Source organism: Streptomyces hyaluromycini, assembly GCF_002217755.1.
Classification (GTDB): Bacteria; Actinomycetota; Actinomycetes; order Streptomycetales; family Streptomycetaceae; genus Streptomyces; species Streptomyces hyaluromycini.
This window is the reverse complement of record NZ_BCFL01000016.1, coordinates 29,796-50,765: the sequence shown is the minus strand read 5'-3', so window position 1 is coordinate 50,765 and position 20,970 is coordinate 29,796. Positions and strand designations below refer to the sequence as shown.

General features: G+C 71.0%; 19 protein-coding genes. 14 read left to right on the top strand and 5 right to left on the bottom strand.

All coding sequences use genetic code 11. The features are described from left to right. Nucleotides 1–18 precede the first annotated feature (18 nt). Nucleotides 19–732, top strand: a complete 714-nt coding sequence (locus SSP29_RS54760) for a glycoside hydrolase family 12 protein (RefSeq protein WP_089098420.1) — start codon at nucleotides 19–21, stop codon at nucleotides 730–732. 45 nt (nucleotides 733–777) lie between these two features. On the opposite strand, the gene SSP29_RS00290 is transcribed toward SSP29_RS54760, so the two are convergent. The 3 genes from SSP29_RS00290 to SSP29_RS00280 all read right to left on the bottom strand — a co-directional run bounded on the left by SSP29_RS00290 (nucleotide 778) and on the right by SSP29_RS00280 (nucleotide 5,223). After that, complete coding sequence (locus SSP29_RS00290; RefSeq protein WP_089098419.1) at nucleotides 778–1,965, bottom strand: sulfotransferase family protein; 1,188 nt, start codon at nucleotides 1,963–1,965, stop codon at nucleotides 778–780. Between the two features lie 124 nt (nucleotides 1,966–2,089). Beyond that, entirely contained in the window at nucleotides 2,090–4,144 is a 2,055-nt protein-coding gene (locus tag SSP29_RS00285) for a glycoside hydrolase family 31 protein (RefSeq protein ID WP_089098418.1), read from the bottom strand. Between the two features lie 65 nt (nucleotides 4,145–4,209). Further along, nucleotides 4,210–5,223 carry a LacI family DNA-binding transcriptional regulator gene (locus SSP29_RS00280; protein ID WP_089098417.1) on the bottom strand — a complete coding sequence of 338 codons (1,014 nt, stop codon included), beginning with the start codon at nucleotides 5,221–5,223 and terminating at the stop codon, nucleotides 4,210–4,212. A 234-nt stretch (nucleotides 5,224–5,457) separates the two neighbouring features. Between SSP29_RS00280 and SSP29_RS00275 the strand changes: the two genes are divergently transcribed. Then, a complete protein-coding gene (locus SSP29_RS00275; RefSeq protein WP_089098416.1) occupies nucleotides 5,458–6,267 on the top strand; it encodes a GH12 family glycosyl hydrolase domain-containing protein in 810 nt (269 codons plus the stop codon). A gap of 144 nt (nucleotides 6,268–6,411) precedes the next feature. Next, nucleotides 6,412–8,346 carry an acyl-CoA dehydrogenase family protein gene (locus tag SSP29_RS00270; protein WP_089098415.1) on the top strand — a complete coding sequence of 645 codons (1,935 nt, stop codon included), beginning with the start codon at nucleotides 6,412–6,414 and terminating at the stop codon, nucleotides 8,344–8,346. A 60-nt stretch (nucleotides 8,347–8,406) separates the two neighbouring features. Here SSP29_RS00270 and SSP29_RS00265 read toward each other — a convergent pair whose 3' ends face one another. Continuing rightward, complete coding sequence (locus tag SSP29_RS00265) at nucleotides 8,407–8,865, bottom strand: lamin tail domain-containing protein (RefSeq protein WP_089098414.1); 459 nt, start codon at nucleotides 8,863–8,865, stop codon at nucleotides 8,407–8,409. A 189-nt stretch (nucleotides 8,866–9,054) separates the two neighbouring features. Between SSP29_RS00265 and dxr the strand changes: the two genes are divergently transcribed. The 11 genes from dxr to SSP29_RS00210 all read left to right on the top strand — a co-directional run bounded on the left by dxr (nucleotide 9,055) and on the right by SSP29_RS00210 (nucleotide 19,992). Beyond that, the gene (gene dxr, locus SSP29_RS00260; protein WP_089098413.1) at nucleotides 9,055–10,326 is read left to right on the top strand and encodes a 1-deoxy-D-xylulose-5-phosphate reductoisomerase; all 1,272 of its coding nucleotides are present in this window, start codon (nucleotides 9,055–9,057) and stop codon (nucleotides 10,324–10,326) included. Then, complete coding sequence (locus tag SSP29_RS00255) at nucleotides 10,323–11,627, top strand: site-2 protease family protein (RefSeq protein ID WP_089098412.1); 1,305 nt, start codon at nucleotides 10,323–10,325, stop codon at nucleotides 11,625–11,627. The genes dxr and SSP29_RS00255 overlap by 4 nt, the downstream gene beginning before the upstream one ends. Before the next feature lie 170 nt (nucleotides 11,628–11,797). Next, nucleotides 11,798–12,955: a flavodoxin-dependent (E)-4-hydroxy-3-methylbut-2-enyl-diphosphate synthase gene (ispG, locus tag SSP29_RS00250; protein ID WP_089098411.1), complete on the top strand. Its 1,158-nt coding sequence runs from the start codon at nucleotides 11,798–11,800 to the stop codon at nucleotides 12,953–12,955. Nucleotides 12,956–13,201: 246 nt separating this feature from the next. Beyond that, nucleotides 13,202–14,050 (top strand): GNAT family N-acetyltransferase, encoded by an 849-nt coding sequence (locus SSP29_RS00245; protein WP_089098410.1) that lies wholly within the window; start codon nucleotides 13,202–13,204, stop codon nucleotides 14,048–14,050. 106 nt (nucleotides 14,051–14,156) lie between these two features. Then, nucleotides 14,157–14,687: a GNAT family N-acetyltransferase gene (locus SSP29_RS00240; RefSeq protein WP_089098409.1), complete on the top strand. Its 531-nt coding sequence runs from the start codon at nucleotides 14,157–14,159 to the stop codon at nucleotides 14,685–14,687. 87 nt (nucleotides 14,688–14,774) lie between these two features. Then, entirely contained in the window at nucleotides 14,775–16,481 is a 1,707-nt protein-coding gene (locus tag SSP29_RS00235) for a proline--tRNA ligase (protein ID WP_089098408.1), read from the top strand. Nucleotides 16,482–16,649: 168 nt separating this feature from the next. Beyond that, complete coding sequence (locus tag SSP29_RS58295; RefSeq protein ID WP_150133294.1) at nucleotides 16,650–17,036, top strand: hypothetical protein; 387 nt, start codon at nucleotides 16,650–16,652, stop codon at nucleotides 17,034–17,036. Next, nucleotides 17,033–18,001, top strand: coding sequence for an FAD:protein FMN transferase (locus SSP29_RS00225; RefSeq protein ID WP_089098406.1), 969 nt, complete (start codon nucleotides 17,033–17,035; stop codon nucleotides 17,999–18,001). The genes SSP29_RS58295 and SSP29_RS00225 overlap by 4 nt, the downstream gene beginning before the upstream one ends. Beyond that, entirely contained in the window at nucleotides 17,998–18,573 is a 576-nt protein-coding gene (locus SSP29_RS00220) for a ferric reductase-like transmembrane domain-containing protein (RefSeq protein WP_089098405.1), read from the top strand. The genes SSP29_RS00225 and SSP29_RS00220 overlap by 4 nt, the downstream gene beginning before the upstream one ends. Then, nucleotides 18,573–19,790 carry an NADH-ubiquinone oxidoreductase-F iron-sulfur binding region domain-containing protein gene (locus tag SSP29_RS00215; protein ID WP_089098404.1) on the top strand — a complete coding sequence of 406 codons (1,218 nt, stop codon included), beginning with the start codon at nucleotides 18,573–18,575 and terminating at the stop codon, nucleotides 19,788–19,790. The genes SSP29_RS00220 and SSP29_RS00215 overlap by 1 nt, the downstream gene beginning before the upstream one ends. A gap of 1 nt (nucleotide 19,791) precedes the next feature. Continuing rightward, a complete protein-coding gene (locus SSP29_RS00210; RefSeq protein ID WP_089098403.1) occupies nucleotides 19,792–19,992 on the top strand; it encodes a ferredoxin in 201 nt (66 codons plus the stop codon). A 58-nt stretch (nucleotides 19,993–20,050) separates the two neighbouring features. Here SSP29_RS00210 and SSP29_RS00205 read toward each other — a convergent pair whose 3' ends face one another. Then, a complete protein-coding gene (locus SSP29_RS00205; protein WP_089098402.1) occupies nucleotides 20,051–20,947 on the bottom strand; it encodes an aminoglycoside phosphotransferase family protein in 897 nt (298 codons plus the stop codon). Nucleotides 20,948–20,970: the final 23 nt, after the last annotated feature.

The following is a 20,970-nucleotide window of genomic DNA, read 5'->3' as shown; positions in this document are numbered from 1 at the left end:
ACCCATGGAAGGGACACCATGGCAACACGCACGCTCGGCAGGGTCGCCACCGCCCTGATCGCCCCCGCGCTCGCCCTCGGCGCCACCGTCGGTCTGGCCGCGGCCCCCGCCTCGGCCGCCGTCTGGAGCTCCTGCGACCAGTGGGGCAACACCATGCTGAACGGCTACACCCTCTACAACAACATCTGGGGCTCCGGCGCCGGCACCCAGTGCATCTGGGCCAACTCCGGCACCAACTGGGGCGTCAACGCCAACCACCCCAACACCGGCGGCATCAAGTCCTACCCCAACTCCAAGAAGGTGATCAACAAGACGATCACCTCGCTGGGGTCGCTCACCAGCAGCTACAACGTGACCGTGCCGTCGTCCGGCGCGTACAACACGTCGTACGACATCTGGGACACCGGATACGCCAACGAGATCATGCTCTGGGTCAACAAGACCGGTGCCGTCGGACCGCTCGGCACCTCGCAGGGCACCCTCACGCTGGGCAGCAACACCTGGACCGTCTACAAGGGCAACAACGGCTCGAACAACGTCTACTCGTTCGTCCGCAGTTCCAACTCCACCTCCGGCACCATCGACATCCTGCCGATCCTGAAGTGGATCAAGGACACCAAGGGCTGGTTCGGCAACGTCACCATCGGCGACGTGCAGTTCGGCTTCGAGATCACGTCCTCCTCCGGCGGGCTGGACTTCACCGTCAACAGCGAGAGCGTCAGCAGCAGCTGAGTCACCGGGGCGGCCCCGCCACAGGCGGGGCCGCCCCTCGCGCCGTCACGCCCGGTCGACCTCGGCGCGCAGCGCGTTGTAGTCCGCGAAGGCCGTGTCGACGTCCGCGCGGGTCAGGCCGTAGCGGGCCAGGTCGTAGCTGTGCACGCGGGTCCCCTTGGGGCGCGCGGCGACCGCCGGGAGACGGGCCGCGTCGGCCTCGGTCCAGCGGGCGCCGACGGCCGCGTAGAGCTTCGGGGCGCCCGCGGCCGGGTCGGCGCCCAGCCAGGAGTACGGCACGTCGACGAGGGACTCGCGGGGGATGAGGGCGCGGGACGCGAGGCCGCGGGCGGCGGAGCGGGCCAGCAGCTCCAGCCAGGTGGCGCCGATCCAGTGCAGGTCGAGGGGACGGGTGTTCACCGCCATGCCGTGCTCGACCAGGCTGCAGAACGAGGCCACGGCGGTGGCCGGATCGCGGTGCGTCCACACGATCACGGCGTCCGGGAAGACCGCGCGCAGCGCGTCCAGGTTCTCCAGGTGCAGCGGTGACTTCAGCACCCAGCGGCGGCGCGGGCGGCCGTACTGGAGCACCTGGTAGATCTGCTTGAGGTAGCGGTAGTCGGCGTCGAAGTCATGGGTCTCGTGCCAGGGCAGGTACTCCGGGATCACCGCCTGGGACAGCGGCATCACCGTGTGCGGCAGCGCGAAGGTGCACTCCTCCGGGCCCTCGGGCCGCAGGTTGTGGATGTGCCGGAAGCGCGGGGAGAAGAGGTTGATGCCGCCGACCAGGCGACGGGCGGTCGTGATCGCCTTCTCCCGCTCCTCCGGAGGGAGTTCGAGGCCGGGGGTGAGCAACTCCCAGAGCAGCGGGCAGCGGTGTTCCGCGGAGAGGGAGAGGATGCCGTGGGTGAGCGTGGTGGCGGTACGCGGCAGGCCCACCACGAACACCGGCCGCTCGACGGGCTCCCGCTCGATCTCGGGGTGTTCGGCGAGCAGTCGGCGGATCCGGGCCCGGTTGGCGAGATGCCGGCCGACGTGTCCGCGCGCGGACAGCCAGCCGACCGGGGTGAGATGCTCGGCTTTCGCCCAACATCGCAGCAGGTGACGGAAGTCGTCGGCGAACCGCTCGTCGCCCTCCGCGGTCCCGGCCGCGTCGAGCAGCCGGTCGAAGGCCCGGTCCGGCGTGCGGCGGGCGCGGAAGTCGGGTCTGAGGAGCAGGTTGGCGAGCGTGAGGGGGAACGGACCTGAGGGCACGGCAGCGGAACCCTTCGTGGGGGACAGGGGAGGGGATACTGACTACCCCCTCCAACTGCCCGACCACACCGACGAGTTGAGACATTTACCGGCAGGTAACGAGAGGCGTCGCAATCCGGCCGGACTACTCGGTGACCGGTAGTTCCGCCCCGTCCCGCAGGAACAGCGGGATGCGGTCCAGCGGCGCGTCCACGGTCACCGCCGCACCGCCCTCGTACGACTCGCCCGTCCACGCGTCCGTCCACCGGGCGCCCGCCGGCAGATACGCCGTCCGGGCCGTGGCGCCCGCCGTCAGCACCGGCGCCACCAGGAGGTCACGGCCGAAGAGGTACGCATCGTCGACCGTCCAGGCCGCCTGGTCTTCGGGGAACTCCAGGAACAGCGGCCGCAGCACCGGCAGGCCCTGCTCGTGGGCCTCCCGCATGACCTGGAGGACGTACGGCCTCAGGCGCTCGCGCAGCCGCAGGTACTTCTCCAGGATCGCGCCGGCCTCGTCGCCGTAGGACCACACCTCGTTCGGGCCGCCGGTCATGTCGGGGCCCAGCGGCATGCCCGGGTCGCGGAACCCGTGCAGACGCATCAGCGGGGAGAGCGCGCCGAACTGGAACCAGCGGACCATCACCTCGCGGTAGGCCGGGTCGTCAGGGTCGCCGCCGTGGAAGCCGCCGATGTCGGTGTTCCACCAGGGGATGCCGGACAGGGCCGTGTTGAGGCCGGCCGCGATCTGGTGGCGCAGGGCCGTGAAGTCGGTGCCGATGTCGCCGGACCACAGCGCGGCGCCGTAGCGCTGACTGCCCGCCCACGCCGAACGGTTGAGGGTGACGACCTCCTCGCCCTCGGCCCGCAGGCCCTCGTAGAACGTCCGGGAGTTCTCGGCCGGATAGCTGTTGCCGACCTCCAGTCCTGGGCCCGTCCAGTAGCGCAGGTTCTCCTGGAAGCCCGGCTTCAGCTCGGGCTCGCAGGCGTCCAGCCAGAAGGCCGTGATGCCGTACGGTTCCAGGTAGTTCTCCTTGACCTTCGACCACACGAACTCCCGGGCGTCCGGGTTGGTGGCGTCGTAGAACGCCACCTGGACGGTCGACGCCACCCCCTTGTCCGGCCAGTCGGCGTGCGCCGTCGGGCCGTACTGGGTGCCGATGAAGTGGCCGCGCTGCTCCATCACCGGGTGGTTCTCGCTCAGCGGGGACACCGACGGCCAGACGCTCACCACCAGCTTGACGCCCAGCTCGTCCAGTTCGCGGACCATCGCGGCCGGGTCCGGCCACTCCTTCGGGTCGAACTTCCAGTCGCCCAGGTGGGTCCAGTGGAAGAAGTCGCAGACGATCGCCGAGAGGGGCAGGCCCCGCCGCTTGTACTCCCGGGCCACGGCGAGGAGTTCGTCCTGGGTGCGGTAGCGCAGCTTGCACTGCCAGAAGCCCGCCGCCCACTCCGGCAGCATCGGCGAACGGCCGCTCACCGCACTGTAGTTGCGCTGTCCGTCGGCCGGAGTGCCGACGGTGATCCAGTAGTCGAGCTGGCGGGCCGAGTCGGCTACCCAGCGGGTGCCGTTGCCGGCCAGCTCGACGCGGCCGATCGCCGGGTTGTTCCAGAGCAGGGTGTAGCCGCGGCTGGAGACCAGGACCGGGACCGAGACCTCGGCGTTGCGCTGGACCAGGTCCAGGACCAGGCCCTTCTGGTCCAGGCGCCCGTGCTGGTGCTGGCCCAGGCCGAACAGCTTCTCGCCCTCGTAGGCGGCGAACCGCTGCTCCAGACGGTGGTGGCCGTTGCCGACCGCGGTGTAGAGACGCGGGCCGGGCCACCAGAAGTGGGCGCGCTCCTCGGCCAGCACCTCCGAGCGGTCGTCGGTGCGCAGGAACCGGACCAGGCCCTCGGCGGACACCTCGACGGTCAGGCCCCCGACCGTCAACTGCCCTTCGGCGTCACCGATCTTGACGGTCGACTCGGTGGCGGGGGGCTCGTCGAGCAGGGCCCCCGGCAGGCCTTCGAGGATCGGCCCGCCGAGCCGGGCGCGCACCCGGACCGCGTCCGGCCCCCACGGCTGTATCCGCAGCGTCTCCTGACGGCCGCTCCACTCCAGGGCACCGTCGCGCTCGCGGAAGGTGCCGACGGTGGGGGACGACTGCGCGAGGCTGACCTTGGGCCGGTCGTCCGCGGACTGGATCTGGGCAGACTGATTCATGTCACGTGCTCCTGAAGGAGTGCAGACAGGGGGGTGCCCCGGAACGGCGGGGCACTGCAAAGGGGTCAGGACCCGGCCGGTGCCGGTCCCGTGCTCGCCCGTACCGTCAGCTCGGGTGCGATCAGCACGACTTCGTCACTGCCCCGGCCGTCCAGCTTGGCGACCAGGTGTTCCACGGCGTACCGGCCCATCTCCTGGGCGGGGATGGCGACCGAGGTCAGCCGCACCGAGGCCTGGACGGCGACCTGGTCCGGGCAGATCGCGACCACGGACACGTCCTCCGGCACGGCCCGGCCCTGCTGGCGCAGCAGCGCGAGCAGCGGCTCCACCGCGGACTCGTTCTGGACGACGAAGCCCGTGGTGCCGGGGCGTTCGTCGAAGATCCGGGCCAGCGTGACGGCCATCGCGTCGTACCCGCCCTCGCACGGCCGGTGCAGCACCCGCAGGCCCACCTCCCGGGCCCGGGACCGGAGTCCGTCCAGGGTGCGCTCGGCGAAGCCGGTGTGCCGCTCGTAGACGGCAGGGGCCTCGCCGACGACAGCGATGTCACGGTGACCGAGCTTCGCGAGGTGCTCCACACACAGCGCGCCGGTCGCCCCGAAGTCGAGATCGACGCAGGTCAGACCGGAGGTGGAGGCGGGCAGGCCGATGAGCACGGAGGGCTGGTCGGTCTGGCGGAGCAGCGGCAGCCGCTCGTCCTCCAGCTCCACGTCCATCAGGATCATGGCGTCGGCGAGCCCGCTGCCGGTGACCCGGCGTACCGCGTCCGGACCCTCCTCGCCGGTGAGCAGCAGGACGTCGTAGCCGTGCAGGCGGGCCGTGGTGGCCACCGCGATCGCGATCTCCATCATCACCGGCACGTACATGTCCGTACGCAGCGGGATCATCAGCGCGATGATGTTCGACCGGCTGCTGGCCAGGGCGCGGGCGCCCGCGTTCGGGTGGTAGCCCAGCTCCCGGATGCTCTGCTCGACCCGCTGCCGGGTGGTGGTGGAGATGGACCGCTTGCCGCTGAGGACATAGCTCACCGTGCTCGCCGAGACTCCGGCGTGCTGGGCGACCTCGGCGAGGGTGACCATCCAGCTCTCCAAGTTTTGTGAAGCGCTTCGACAGTGCGCATTGCTGACAGGTGGCGAGTGAGGGTGGTTCGACAGTAGCTTCAGTGCGGGTGGGTGTCCATAGGCTGTCGAAGCGCTTCGACAGCGAATTGATGAGACGCCCTCGGCAACCTTTCCAGGGGGCGGCGGCCACAAAGAGGTCGTACGGCCGTCCGACGGGTCGTACCGCGAACCGTCCCCCGGAAGGACCCCTCGATGCAACACCGCAGACCGCGCCTGTCCAAGACGGCGAAGACGCTGCTGGCCGCCTCGGTCGCGCTCGCCGCCGCCGCGGGCGTCACCGTGGCGCAGGCCGGCGAGTCGAGCAAGAAGTGCACCGCCTTCGACACCGTCACGCTCGGCAAGTATTACGTGAACAACAACCTCTGGGGGCAGGACAAGGGCACCGGCAGCCAGTGCGTCTGGGACAACTCCCAGTCGGGCTCGACCATCTCCTGGGGGACGTCCTACACCTGGGCGAACAACAGCAAGGGCACCGACGCGGACGTCAAGTCGTACGCCAGCACGGTCCTCGGCTGGCACTGGGGCTGGAAGGTCGACAAGGCGTCCACCGGACTGCCGATCCGGGTCGGCGACCGCAAGAAGGTCACCACCAGGTGGAACTTCTCGCTCAGCTCGGCCCCCGGGACCCTGGACGTGGCCTACGACCTCTGGCTGCACGCCAAGAACACCGCGGACTGGCAGGACCAGCCCACCGACGAGATCATGATCTGGCTCAACCGCCAAGGCGGCGCCGGCCCGCTGGGCACCAAGTACGGCAGCGTCAGCCTCGACGGCGCGATGTGGGACATCTACCAGGGCAACATCGGCTGGAACGTCTACTCCTTCGTCCGCCGTGCCAACACCACCGGCGCCACGCTGAACATCGACGACTTCACCCAGGCCCTGGTCCGCCGCAAACTGCTCGGCAACGACAAGTACCTCTCCGGCATCGAGGCCGGCACCGAGGTCTTCAAGGGCTCGGGGCGGCTGGACACCAAGTCGTACTCCGTCGACATCGGCTGAGAAGCGCGTCGCGCCGGCCGGCCCGTCAGCCGATCGGACCGCGAGGACTGGTGGGGGCGGCCCGTTTCGGGTACCAACGATCCAGTAGCACTGGTCGGTAACGAACGGTCCTCAACAACCCCTTTTGTGGCGAGGTGAGCCTTAATGTCCGCCCCCACCGCCAAGAAACCCACCGTCACCGAGCGGGAGGCCCGCCAGGTGGCGGAGGCCGCCCGGGAACAGGACTGGCGCAAGCCCAGCTTCGCCAAGGAACTGTTCCTCGGGCGCTTCCGGCTCGACCTCATCCACCCGCATCCGCTCCCGGCGGACGAGGACGTGCAGCGCGGCGAGGAGTTCCTGGCCCGGCTGCACGAGTTCTGCGAGACGAAGATCGACTCGGCGCTCATCGAGCGCGAGGCGCGCATCCCGGACGAGGTGATCGCCGGCCTCAAGGAGATCGGCGCCCTCGGCATGAAGATCGACACCAAGTACGGCGGCCTCGGCCTCACCCAGGTCTACTACAACCGGGCCCTCTCCCTGGTCGGCTCCGCCAACCCGGCGGTCGGCGCGCTGCTCTCCGCCCACCAGTCGATCGGCGTGCCGCAGCCGCTGAAGATCTTCGGCACCCAGGCGCAGAAGGACGCCTTCCTGCCGCGCTGCGCCCGCACCGACATCTCGGCGTTCCTGCTCACCGAGCCGGACGTCGGCTCGGACCCGGCACGCCTCGCCACCACCGCCGTACCGGACGGGGACGACTACGTCCTCGACGGGGTGAAGCTCTGGACCACCAACGGCGTGGTCGCCGACCTGCTCGTGGTCATGGCCCGCGTGCCCAGGACCGAGGACAGCAAGGGCGGCATCACGGCCTTCGTCGTCGAGGCGGACTCGCCGGGCATCACCGTCGAGAACCGCAACGCCTTCATGGGCCTGCGCGGCATCGAGAACGGCGTCACCCGCTTCCACCAGGTCCGGGTCCCGGCCGCCAACCGCATCGGCGCCGAGGGCGCGGGCCTCAAGATCGCCCTCACCACGCTCAACACCGGGCGGCTCTCGCTGCCCGCGATGTGCGTGGGCGCCGGCAAGTGGTGCCTGAAGATCGCCCGCGAGTGGTCGGCGGTCCGCGAGCAGTGGGGCAAGCCGGTCGCGCTGCACGAGGCGGTCGGCTCCAAGATCAGCTTCATCGCGGCGACCACCTTCGCCCTGGAGGCGGTCGTCGACCTGTCCTCCCAGATGGCCGACGAGAACCGCAACGACATCCGCATCGAGGCCGCCCTCGCCAAGCTCTACGGCTCCGAGATGGCCTGCCTGATGGCGGACGAGCTGGTCCAGATCCGCGGCGGCCGCGGCTTCGAGACCGCGGAGTCGCTGGCGGCCCGCGGCGAACGCGCCGTCCCCGCCGAGCAGCTCCTGCGCGACCTGCGCATCAACCGCATCTTCGAGGGCTCCACGGAGATCATGCACCTGCTGATCGCGCGCGAGGCCGTCGACGCCCACCTCTCGGTCGCCGGCGACCTCATCGACCCCGACAAGTCCCTCCAGGACAAGGCGAGGGCGGGCGCGAACGCGGGCGTCTTCTACGCCAAGTGGCTGCCGAAGCTGGTCGCGGGACCGGGCCAGCTCCCCACGTCGTACGGCGACTTCAAGCACGGCGCGGACCTCGCCCCGCACCTGCGCTACGTGGAGCGGCACGCCCGCAAGCTGGCCCGGTCCACCTTCTACGCCATGTCCCGCTGGCAGGGCCGGATGGAGACCAAGCAGGGCTTCCTGGGCCGGGTCGTGGACATCGGCGCCGAGCTGTTCGCGATGAGCGCGGCCTGCGTGCGCGCCGAACTGCTGCGCCGCCAGGGCGACCACGGCCGCGAGGCCTACCTGCTCGCCGACGCGTTCTGCCGGCAGGCCCGCATCCGCGTCGACGAGCTGTTCACCCGCCTGTGGTCGAACACCGACGACCTGGACCGCAAGGTCGTCAAGGGCGTGCTCGGCGGCTCCTTCGAATGGCTGGAGCGGGGGATCGTCGACCCGTCGGGCGAGGGCCCGTGGATCGCCGACGCGACCCCCGGGCCGTCCCGGCGGGAGAACGTCCGCCGCCCCTTCGAGTGAGGCCGCTCAAGTGAGGCCGCTCGGGCAAGGCTGCTCGGGCAAGGCTGCTGAAGTAGCGATTCAGCAGTACTTGTCGCTCGGATCCCGCGTCGTCCAGGAGCAGGAGTCGACCTTGGCGCCGCTCGCCTTGGTCAGCGTCGCCGTGTCGCTGGTGTTGTTCCACACGTAGGCACGGCGGTTCTGGTACTTGTCCGACGCGGTGTCCGTGCCGCTGCCGGTGTGCACCTTCATCGTCTTGTGGGCGCCGATCTTGACGCTCTTGAAGGTGTACCGGTGGTTGGAGGTGTCCTTCAGAATCCAGCCCTTGAGCGAGACGGCCGAGCCGCCGGTGTTCTTGATCTGCACCCACTCGGCGTTGAGGCTGGCGTTGGAGCGGTTGTCGGTGCCCGGGCTGTCGAACCAGACGTGGTAGATGGTCACGCCCCCGGCCGCCTGGGCCGGGGTGCTGAGCAGGGTGCCGGTGAGCAGCGCGGCGCCCGCGAGCGCGGGCAGGGCGGCGCGTATGCGCGGAGTACGCATGGAGAGATCCCCCCAGGATGTCGTCCAGAAAGGGCCGGTCGTCCACCGGCCCGACTGAAGTGTTATCACATGATCTTCACGCGAACCTCACAAAGGGAATTCCACTCGATACGGCGCCAAGAACTGATAAGGCACCCCCGTGCGGGACGCGCTGTCCTCCCGGCCGCCGGAAGCGGCCACAATGGGGGGATGACCGACAGTCCCGCCAGTCCGGCACCCCTCGCCGACCCGCACCTCGTGTACGACCCGCTCGCGGGCGACGGCCCGAAGGACGTGGTGATCCTCGGCTCCACCGGATCGATCGGCACCCAGGCCATCGACCTCGTCCTGCGCAACCCCGACCGCTTCCGGGTCACCGCCCTGTCCGCCCACGGCGGCCGGGTCGCCCTCCTCGCCGAGCAGGCGCACCGGCTGCGGGTGCGTACCGTCGCGGTCGCCCGCGAGGACGTCGTACCGGCGCTGCGCGAGGCGCTCACGGCGCTCTACGGCCCCGGCGAGCCGCTCCCCGAGATCCTCGCCGGACCCGACGCGGCCACCCAGGCCGCCGCCTCCGACTGCCACACCGTCCTCAACGGCATCACCGGCTCCATCGGCCTCGCGCCCACCCTGGCCGCCCTGGAGGCGGGCCGCACCCTCGCGCTCGCCAACAAGGAGTCGCTGATCGTCGGCGGCCCGCTGGTGAAGGCGCTGGCCAAGCCCGGCCAGATCATCCCGGTCGACTCCGAGCACGCGGCGCTCTTCCAGTCGCTGGCGGCGGGGACCCGGGCCGACGTCCGCAAGCTGGTCGTCACCGCGTCCGGCGGGCCCTTCCGCGGCCGTACCAAGGCCGACCTGGCGCACGTCACCGTCGAGGACGCCCTCGCCCACCCCACCTGGGCGATGGGACCGGTCATCACGATCAACTCCGCGACCCTGGTCAACAAGGGGCTGGAAGTCATCGAGGCGCACCTCCTCTACGACATTCCCTTCGATCGCATTGAGGTGGTCGTGCATCCGCAGTCGTATGTCCACTCGATGGTCGAGTTCACGGACGGATCCACGATCGCGCAGGCGACGCCCCCCGACATGCGGGGGCCGATCGCCATCGGTCTCGGCTGGCCCGAACGGGTCCCGGACGCGGCGCCCGCCTTCGACTGGAGCAAGGCCTCCACCTGGGAGTTCTTCCCGCTGGACAACGAGGCCTTCCCGTCCGTGAACCTGGCACGGCACGTCGGTGAGCTCGCGGGCACGGCGCCGGCGGTGTTCAATGCGGCCAACGAGGAGTGCGTCGAAGCCTTCCGCGGTGGTCTGCTGCCGTTCAACGGCATCATGGAGACCGTGACGCGGGTGGTCGAGGAACACGGCACCCCTCGTACGGGAACTTCACTGACCGTGCCGGACGTCCTCGAAGCGGAGACCTGGGCACGGGTCCGGGCCCGGGAACTGACAGCGCAGAAGGCGACCGCGGAGGCGCGTGCATGACAGCCCTGATGATGATCCTCGGCATAGTCGTCTTCGTGATCGGCCTGCTGGTCTCGATCGCCTGGCACGAGCTGGGGCATCTCTCCACCGCCAAGCTCTTCGGCATCCGCGTCCCGCAGTACATGGTCGGCTTCGGCCCGACCATCTGGTCGCGGCACAAGGGCGACACGGAGTACGGCATCAAGGCCGTCCCGCTGGGCGGCTACATCCGCATGATCGGCATGTTCCCGCCGGGCGCCGACGGCCGGGTCACCGCCCGCTCCACCTCCCCCTGGCGCAGCATGATCGAGGACGCCCGCTCGGCCGCCTTCGAGGAGCTCCAGCCCGGCGACGAGACCCGCCTCTTCTACACGCGCGCCCCCTGGAAGCGCGTGATCGTGATGTTCGCGGGCCCCTTCATGAACCTGATCCTGGCGGTCGCGCTCTTCCTCACCGTCCTGATGGGCTTCGGTATCAGCCAGCAGACCACCACGGTCAGCTCGGTCTCCCAGTGCGTGATCGCGCAGAGCGAGAACCGCGACACCTGCAAGAAGACCGACGCCTCCTCGCCGGCCGCGGCGGCGGGCCTGAAGGCCGGCGACAAGATCGTCTCCTTCAACGGCGTGCAGACGACGAGCTGGAACCAGCTCTCCGACCTGATCCGGTCGACCCCCGGCAAGGAGGTCGCGATCGTCGTCGACCGCAAGGGCCAGGACGTCACCCTGCACGCGAAGATCGCCACCAACCAGGTCGCCAAGAAGGACTCCAGCGGCCAGATCGTCCAGGGCCAGTACGTCACCGCCGGCTTCCTCGGCTTCAGCGCCGCCACCGGCATCGTCCGCCAGGACCTCGGCGACTCGGTGACCTGGATGAGCGACCGCCTCGGCGAGGCCGTCGACTCCATCGCGAGCCTGCCCGGCAAGATCCCGGCCCTGTGGGACGCGGCCTTCGACGGCGCCCCCCGCCAGCCGGACTCCCCGATGGGCGTGGTCGGCGCGGCGCGGGTCGGCGGCGAGATCTTCACCCTGGACATCCCGCCCACCGAGCAGCTGGCCATGGCGCTGATGCTGGTGGCCGGCTTCAACCTCTCCCTGTTCCTCTTCAACATGCTCCCGCTGCTGCCCCTGGACGGCGGGCACATCGCGGGCGCCCTGTGGGAGTCGCTGCGCCGGAGCCTGGCCAAGGTACTGCGCCGCCCGGACCCCGGCCCGTTCGACGTGGCGAAGCTGATGCCGGTGGCCTATGTGGTGGCGGGGATCTTCGTCTGCTTCACGTTGCTCGTCCTGGTGGCCGACGTGGTTAACCCCGTGAAAATCTCCTAGCCACACCACGTTCGAAGCGGCCCGGAACACTGTGTTCCGGGTCGCTTCCATCGAGTGGGTTTACGGGTGGGGGATGTGCTCACTCCTGTGCCGGTGCCGTAATCTCGAAGCCTGGAACCCGCTCACGACGGGACCTGGACCTAGATCCACGACTTGGGGTTGCACAGCAGATGACTGCGATTTCTCTCGGCATGCCGTCCGTTCCGACCAAGCTCGCCGAGCGCCGGAAGAGCCGGCAGATCCAGGTCGGCTCCGTGGCGGTCGGCGGAGACGCCCCGGTCTCGGTCCAGTCGATGACCACCACCCGTACGTCCGACATCGGCGCGACGCTCCAGCAGATCGCCGAGCTGACCGCGTCCGGCTGCCAGATCGTGCGCGTGGCCTGCCCCACCCAGGACGACGCCGACGCGCTCGCCACCATCGCGAAGAAGTCCCAGATCCCGGTCATCGCGGACATCCACTTCCAGCCGAAGTACGTCTTCGCCGCGATCGAGGCCGGCTGCGCCGCGGTCCGGGTGAACCCCGGCAACATCAAGCAGTTCGACGACAAGGTCAAGGAGATCGCGGCGGCCGCGAAGGACCACGGCACCCCGATCCGCATCGGCGTCAACGCCGGCTCCCTGGACCGCCGTCTGCTCCAGAAGTACGGCAAGGCGACCCCGGAGGCCCTGGTCGAGTCGGCCCTGTGGGAGGCGTCCCTCTTCGAGGAGCACGACTTCCGGGAGATCAAGATCTCGGTCAAGCACAACGACCCGGTCGTGATGATCGAGGCGTACCGCCAGCTCGCCGCCCAGTGCGACTACCCCCTCCACCTCGGTGTCACGGAGGCGGGCCCGGCGTTCCAGGGCACCATCAAGTCGGCCGTCGCCTTCGGCGCCCTCCTGTCCCAGGGCATCGGCGACACGATCCGCGTCTCGCTCTCCGCGCCTCCGGTCGAGGAGGTCAAGGTCGGCAACCAGATCCTGGAGTCCCTCAACCTCAAGCAGCGCGGCCTGGAGATCGTCTCCTGCCCGTCCTGCGGCCGCGCCCAGGTCGACGTCTACAAGCTCGCCGAAGAGGTCACCGCCGGCCTCACCGGCATGGAGGTCCCCCTCCGCGTCGCCGTCATGGGCTGCGTGGTGAACGGCCCCGGCGAGGCCCGTGAGGCCGACCTCGGCGTCGCCTCCGGCAACGGCAAGGGCCAGATCTTCGTCAAGGGCGAGGTCATCAAGACGGTCCCCGAGTCGAAGATCGTGGAGACCCTCATCGAGGAGGCCATGAAGCTGGCCGAGCAGATGGAGGCGGAGGGCACGGAGTCGGGGGAGCCGTCGGTGTCGGTGGCGGGCTGAGGAAGCCCTCGTCCTGAAGGGGCTCCGCCCCTGGACCCCGCTCCTCAAACGCCGGAGGGGCTGAATTACTCAGCCCGTCCGGCGTTTGAGGACGAGGCCGCAGGCCGAAGCGGGGGTCTGGGGGGCGGCAGCCCCCAGGGACGGGAGCCTCCCGGCGGCCACTTCACAGTGCACGGGGCGGCACGGCCAAGCTTCCGCAGGTACAGTGCGGAGATCAGCAGAACCCCAAAGCGTGAGGCCCCGCACGTGTTGACGCAGACCACCTCACGGGTGCTCGAACCGAGTGACCTGGACGCCGCGCTCGCCGTACTCGACCGCGAGCCGGTCACGAACGCCTTCGTGACCTCGCGCGTCCAGGTGGCCGGCCTCGACCCCTGGCGCCTCGGCGGCGAGATGTGGGGCTGGTACGAGGACGGCATGCTCACGTCCCTCTGCTACGCCGGCGCCAACCTGGTCCCGATCTGCGCCACCCCGCGCGCGATCCGGGCCTTCGCGGACCGCGCCCGCCGGGCGGGCCGCCGCTGTTCCTCCATCGTCGGCCCCGCCGAGGCCACCGCCCAGCTGTGGCGCCTCCTGGAACCGCACTGGGGCCCGGCCCGCGAGGTCCGCCGCCACCAGCCCCTGATGGTCACCGACCGCATGCCCGCCGACATCGCCCCGGATCCGTACGTCCGCCGCATCCGCAAGGACGAGATGGAGGCGATCATGCCGGCGTGCGTGGCGATGTTCACGGAGGAGGTGGGCGTCTCGCCGATGGCCGGCGACGGCGGCCTCCTCTACCAGGCGAGGGTCGCCGAACTCGTCGGCTCCGGCCGCTCGTTCGCCCGGCTCGACGACAGCGGCAAGGTCGTCTTCAAGGCGGAGATCGGCGCGGCGACGTCCGAGGCCTGCCAGATCCAGGGTGTGTGGGTCGCCCCCGAGTACCGGGGCATGGGCATGGCGGCCCCCGGAATGGCAGCGGTCCTGCGCTACGCACTGGCCGACGTGGCCCCCGTGGTGAGCCTCTACGTCAATGACTTCAACACGGCGGCGAGAAGGACGTATCTGAGGGTCGGCTTCCAGGAGGTCGGAGCCTTCATGAGCGTGCTGTTCTAGCCCGACGTCCAGGTCACGCGCTCCGTCAGGGGCGCGGGGAACTGCGCGACCAGCCACACACAACCGCACCCGGACGGCAAACCGGAACCCCCTGTACCCTCCCCACATGACCCTCGTGATCGGCCCCCTGGACCTCCCCGCCCACGTGGACGAGGCCCTCGCAGTCCAGGCCGTCGCATTCGGCCTCGGCCCCGACGAGGTTGCGGTCCGCCGCCAGATCGTCCTCCGCCACATGCAGTACGCCGGCGCCAGGGCCCTCGGTGCCACGGCCGACGGCCTGCTCGTCGGGTTCGTCTACGGCATGCCGAACTCCCGCACCCACTGGTGGTCCACCGTCGTGGAGCCCTACCTCCGCGCCCAGGGCAACGCCGACTGGCTCGACGACTCCTTCGTCATCACCGAGCTGCACGTGCACCCCCGCCACCAGAACCGGGGCATCGGCCGCCGCCTGATCACGCTCATCACCGACGGCGCCGCCGAGCCCCGCTCGATCCTCTCCGCGATCGACACCGACAGCCCGGCCCGCGGCCTGTACCACTCCCTCGGCTACGTCGACCTGGCCCGCCGGGTGAACTTTCCCAGCGCTCCCAAGCCGTACGCCGTGATGGGTGCGCCCCTGCCGCTCCGCCGTAAGTGACCCGTCGCCGCTAACCGATTTCCACCGGCACAGCGTGCCCGGCTAACCTCCTAGCCATCAACCTTTTCCGGCAGGAGTACGAGAACCATGGCGAACGCACCGGTCCAACGCATGTCCCAGTTGATGGCGAAGACGCTGCGTGACGACCCGGCGGACGCCGAGGTCCTCAGCCACAAGCTCCTCGTCCGCGCCGGCTACGTCCGCCGTACGGCGGCCGGTATCTGGTCCTGGCTGCCGCTCGGCCTGAAGGTGCTGTCCAACATCGAGCGGATCGTCCGCGAGGAGATGGACGCGATCGGCGCCCAGGAGGTGCTGCTCCCGGCCCTCCTGCCCCGGGAGCCGTACGAGGCGACCGGCCGCTGGGACGAGTACGGCCAGGAGCTGTTCCGCCTCCAGGACCGCAAGGGCGGCGACTACCTCCTCGGCCCGACCCACGAGGAGATCTTCACCCTGCTGGTGAAGGACCAGGCGTCCTCCTACAAGGACCTGCCGGTCATCCTCTACCAGATCCAGAACAAGTACCGGGACGAGGCCCGCCCGCGCGCCGGCATCCTGCGCGGCCGCGAGTTCCTGATGAAGGACTCCTACTCCTTCGACCTGGACGACGACGGCCTCGCGAAGTCGTACGCCCTGCACCGCGCGGCATACCAGCGGATCTTCGAGCGCCTCGGCCTCGACTACCGCATCGTCGCCGCCACCGCCGGCGCGATGGGCGGTTCGAAGTCGGAGGAGTTCCTGGCCCCGGCCGAGGCCGGCGAGGACACCTTCGCCGACTGCCCGAACTGCGACTTCGCGGCCAACACCGAGGCGATCTCTTACACGCTGAAGCCGGTCGACGCCTCCGGCGTGCCCGCTCTCGAGGAGATCCCGACCCCGGACACGCCGACCATCGAGACCCTCGCCGCCCACCTCGGCGTCCAGGCCTCCGACACCCTGAAGAACCTCCTGGTGAAGGTCGACGGCGAGATCGTGGCCGTGGGTGTACCGGGCGACCGCGAGGTCGACATGGGCAAGGTCGAGGAGCACTTCGCCCCGGCCGCCGTCGAGCTGGTCAACGAGTCCGACTTCGCCGGCCGTCCCGACCTGGTCCGCGGTTACGTCGGCCCGCAGGGTCTCGGCGAGAAGGTGAAGTACATCGCCGACCCGCGCATCGCCCCCGGCACGGCCTGGATCACCGGCGCCAACAAGGAGGGCACGCACGCCAAGAACGTCGTGGCGGACCGTGACTTCACCGTCGACGAGTACGTCGATGTCGTCGTCGTGCTGGAGGGCGACCCCTGCCCGAAGTGCGGCACCGGCCTGAAGCTGGACCGCGCCATCGAGATCGGCCACATCTTCCAGCTGGGCCAGAAGTACACCAACGCGCTCAAGCTCGACGTCCTCGGCCAGAACGGCAAGCCGGTCCGGGTGACGATGGGCTCCTACGGCATCGGCGTCTCCCGCGCCGTCGCCGCCCTCGCCGAGCAGACCGCCGACGAGAAGGGCCTGGTCTGGTCCCGCGAGGTCGCCCCGGCCGACGTGCACGTGGTCGCCGCGGGCAAGGCCCTGCAGACCGAACTGGCCCTGGACGTCTCGGAGAAGCTGCGGGCGGGTGGGCTGCGCGTCCTGGTCGACGACCGCGCCGGGGTCTCCCCGGGCGTGAAGTTCACCGACGCCGAGCTGATCGGCGTACCGCAGATCCTGATCGCCGGCCGCCGCTCCGGCGAGGGCGTCCTGGAGCTCAAGGACCGCAGGACGGGCGAGCGCGAGGAGCTGACGGTGGACGAGGCGATCGCCCGCCTGACCGCCAACTGAGCCTCAACTCCCGCCGCGGCGGCCCCCGGTGACACACCGGCGGCCGCCGCGGCTTTTCAGGAACGTCTCAGACAGTTCTTCCGATCCGTATGGGAGCCTCACAGACTTCTCTCAGGCCGATACCCGAACGTAATGCGTGACAGAGAGTCACGCAGGAGGGGATCGGTCATGACCGAGAGAGTGCAAGGCAGGGAGCCGGGGGACCGGCGGGAGAGGGGCGCGGCCGCGGCGGTCCGCCGGGGGACCCGGCGCACGGCGGCTCTGGCGGCGGCGGTCACGCTCGCCGCGGCGGCCGGGGTGTTCGCCCTGGTCGGCACGATGCAGTCGGACGCCGAGACGACGGCAAGCAGCGGCAGCGGTACGACGTCGAGCTCCAGCAGCTCCGGAAACAGCTCCGACTCGACCTCGGACACGGACAGTTCCTCGTCCTCCAAGTCGACCGACTCGTCCGGTTCCTCCAGTTCATCCAGCTCGTCCTCCTCGGACCTGCAGTCCTCCTCCGACGGCCTCACCTCGGGCAGCGGCTCCACCGACTCCACGTCGGGGGCGTCATGACCGCCGCCCGCGCTCTTCGGCCGACCGCCGCCGAGTGGCGTGCCCTCGGCACCACCGTCCGCCTGGTCGTCACCGATCCGGCCCTGCTGGACTCCTGCAACCTGCTTCTCGCCCGGCAGCTCGCCGAGGTCGACGCGGCCTGCAGCAGGTTCCGCACCGACTCCGAACTGGCCGCCCTCGACACCACCCACGGCCGCCCGGTCCGGGTCAGCCCGCTGCTCGCCGAGGCCCTCGCCGTCGCCCTGCGCGCGGCCCGGGCGACGGACGGCACGGTGGATCCGACCGTCGGCTCGGCGATGGACGCGATCGGCTACGACCGCGACTTCACCCTCGTCCGCGAGGACGACCGCCCGGTCTCCCTGCGGGTGCGCCGCGCCCCGGGCTGGCGCAAGGTCACCCTGGACCCGGCGACCGGCACGGTCACCGTCCCCGAGGGCGTCCGCCTCGACCTGGGCGCGACGGCCAAGGCCTGGGCCGCCGACCGGGCCGCGCGGATGCTCGCCGACACGGCCGGCTGCGGAGTGCTGGTGAGCCTCGGTGGCGACACCGCCGTCGCCGGCGAGCCCCCGGCGGGCGGCTGGCAGATCCGTGTCCAGGACATCACCGGACCGGTGGACGAGACGCCCGCGCAGGGGCCGTACGACACCGTCGGCCTGCGCTCCGGGGGCCTCGCCACCTCCGGCACCAGCGCCCGCCGCTGGCAGCGCGGCGGCTACGACCTCCACCACATCGTCGACCCGCGCACCGGACTGCCGGTCCGCTCCCCGTGGCGCACGGTCTCGGTGGCCGCGGCCACCTGCGCGGACGCCAACGCGGCCACCACGGCGGCCCTGGTCAAGGGCACCGGCGCGGAGCGCTGGCTGACCCGCCTGGGCCTGCCGGCCCGCCTGGTGGCGCACAACGGCACCGTCGTCACCACGCCCGGCTGGCCCGCCTCCCTCGCGGCGCTGGAGGCGGCGGCGTGACCTCCGAGACCCTCTGGTACGCCAACCGGGCCACCGGCGCCGTCTGCCTGGTCCTGTTCACGGTGGTCGTCCTCCTCGGCATCGCCGTCCGCCTCCGCACCCGCCTCCCCGGCCTGCCGCGGTTCGGCACCATGAGCCTGCACCGCACGCTCTCCCTCTCCGCCACCGCCTTCCTGGCCCTGCACATCACCACCGCGGTCGTCGACGGCTACGTCAGCATCAGCCCCCTCGACACCCTCGTCCCCTTCGTCTCCGACTACCAGCCGCTCTGGCTCGGCCTCGGCACGGTCGCCTTCGACCTCATGCTCGCGGTCCTGGTCACCAGCCTCCTGAGGGACCGCCTCGGCCACCGCACCTGGCGGGCCGTGCACTGGCTGGCGTACGTCTCCTGGCCCGTCGCCCTGGTCCACGGCATCGGCATCGGCACGGACGCCGGCACCGACTGGATGACCTGGCTGACCGTGGCCTGCGTCGCGACGGTGATCACCGCCTTCGCCCTCCGTACCGCGCAGGCCGTCCGCGCCTCCCGCCAGACGCCCGCCGCACTGCTGCACACCGAAGGGGCCCACTGATGACCACGCTCTTCACCGACGTCTACATGTCCCCGCGCCTGCTGGCCCCCGGCGGCACCCCGGCCGACCTCACCACGCACGAACAGCGCTACGGCCCGCTCGCGTACGGCGATCCGGCGGCCCTCCTGCGCACCCTGGCCGAATCCGGGCTCACCGGACGAGGCGGGGCGGGCTTCCCGGCGTACCGGAAGTTCGTCGCGGTCGCCGACGCGGCCCGCCGTGGCGAGCGCGCACCTGTCGTCGTCGCCAACGGCGCGGAGAGCGAGCCGGCCAGCCGCAAGGACCGGACCCTGCTCCGGCTGTCACCCCATCTGGTCCTGGACGGGCTGCAGTTGGCGGCCGAGGCGGTCGGCGTGGCGGAGGCGTACCTCGCCGTCGAGGACGGCGCCTCCTACCTGGAGGCGGCCCTCGCCCAGCGCCGCGACCCGGTGCGCGTGCAGGTCGTGCGCCTGCCCGCCCGCTTCCTCTCCGGCCAGGCCTCGGCCCTCGTCCAGTACCTCTCCGGCGGCCCCGCCCGCCCCGCCCACCCGGTCCCGCCGGTCCGCGAACGCGGGGTGCGGCGCGCCCCCACCCTGGTCCAGAACGTGGAGACCCTGGCCCACCTGGCGCTGATCGCCCGCTACGGCGCCGCCTGGTTCCGCTCGGCGGGCACCCCCGCCGAACCGGGCAGCACCCTGTGCACCGTGCACGTGCCGGGCCGCGAAGTCCGGGTCGTGGAAGCCCCGTTCGGCATGCCCGTCGGCCGGCTCCTCCCCCTGGAGGGCGCGTCCGCGGCCCTGATCGGCGGCTACCACGGCACCTGGATCCCGGCCACCGAGGCCGCCCAAGTCCCCCTGTCCTCCGCCTACTTGGGCGCAAACGTACTGGCCGCCCTGCCCGCCGACCGCTGCGGCCCGGCCGAAACCGCCCGAGTCCTGCGCTACTTGGCGCTGCAGTCGGCGGGCCAGTGCGGGCCCTGCCTCAACGGCCTCCCGCGCATGGCCGCGGCCTTCCAGACCCTGGCCACCCCCGGCCCCCAGGGCACCACCCGCACGGACATCTCCCGCTGGGCGGGCCTGGTGGAGGGGAGAGGCGCCTGCCACCACCCCGACGGCACGATCCGCCTGGTCCGCAGCGCGCTCACCACCTTCGCCACCGAACTCGACGCCCACGCCCACGGCCACTGCACCGCGACCGACCACACCCCGCTGCTCCCCGTACCGGCGGAAGGGATCTGACATGGACCAGCACATCACCATCGACTGGACGTCCTGCCAGGGCCACGGCCTGTGCGCAGAGCTGCTCCCGGAGCACATCACCCTCGACGAATGGGGCTACCCCCTGGTGGACGGCCGCCCAATACCCCCACGCACGAGGAAACGAGCCCGCAGAGCGGCGGCCGACTGCCCCGTCCTGGCCTTGAAACTGAGGGAAGGGTAATCCCCTAGGGGCGCGGGGAACTGCGCCACCAGCCCCACCGGACCCGCAGCCGAAGTCGTCAAACCCACCCGGCGAATTCAAGCAACAGCTCCGCATCCCTCGGCCGCCCCACCCTCCGCGCACGGACACCCGACTCCACCGCCCGGAAAAGGGTCCACCCCCGCAACCGCTCCTGGTCGACCTCCAAGGACTCCGCGAGCCGCTTGATCCGCCGCCGCGTGATGGACGCCCCGGACGGGGACGCGATCAGATCCTCCACCCGGTCCCGCACCAGCCGCGCCAGATCGAACGCACACTCCCCGACCACCGGATCCGGCCCCACCGCCAGCCATGGCATCCGCCCCCCGGCCAGCACCTTGCTCTGCCGGAACGTGCCGTGCAGCAGCCGCCGCTCGGGCGGCGCGGCCAGCAACTCCTCCCGGGCCGCGACCGCCGCCGCCACCAACGGCGCCACCTCGGCGTCGCCGGCCGCCCAGGCCATCGCCGCGGCCTGCCGCCCCGTCCGCTCGGCCACGGTCTCGAAGACGTGCTCCTCCGGCGGCCGCACCCAGAGCCGCCGAAGCGTCCCCGCCGCCTCCAGCAGCGCCTTCGCCTCGGGCAGCGACCGCACCGAGACCTCCGGATGCAGTCGCTCCAGCAGCAGCACCCCCGCGGCCCCGTCGGCCTCCAGCACCTGCACCGCACCGAGCCCGCCCCAGTGCGCCAGCGCCGCCGCCTCGCTCTCCGGCCGGGCCCGCCGTGGCGCCAGCTTCAGCACGGCAGGCGTGTCGTCCGCCCGCCGCACCAGCAGCACCACACTGCTGCGCCCGCCCGGCACCTGCACCCGTTCGACGGTCAACTCGCGTAGCGCGACGGCCTGTTCCACCGCCTCCGGCAGCTTCTCCAGCCACTCGTCACCGTCCGGCGCCGTCTCACCGAGCGCCCTCACCAGGCGCCGCGGCGGTTCGAAAGCCATACGCGAGTCGTTCCTTTCCAGCT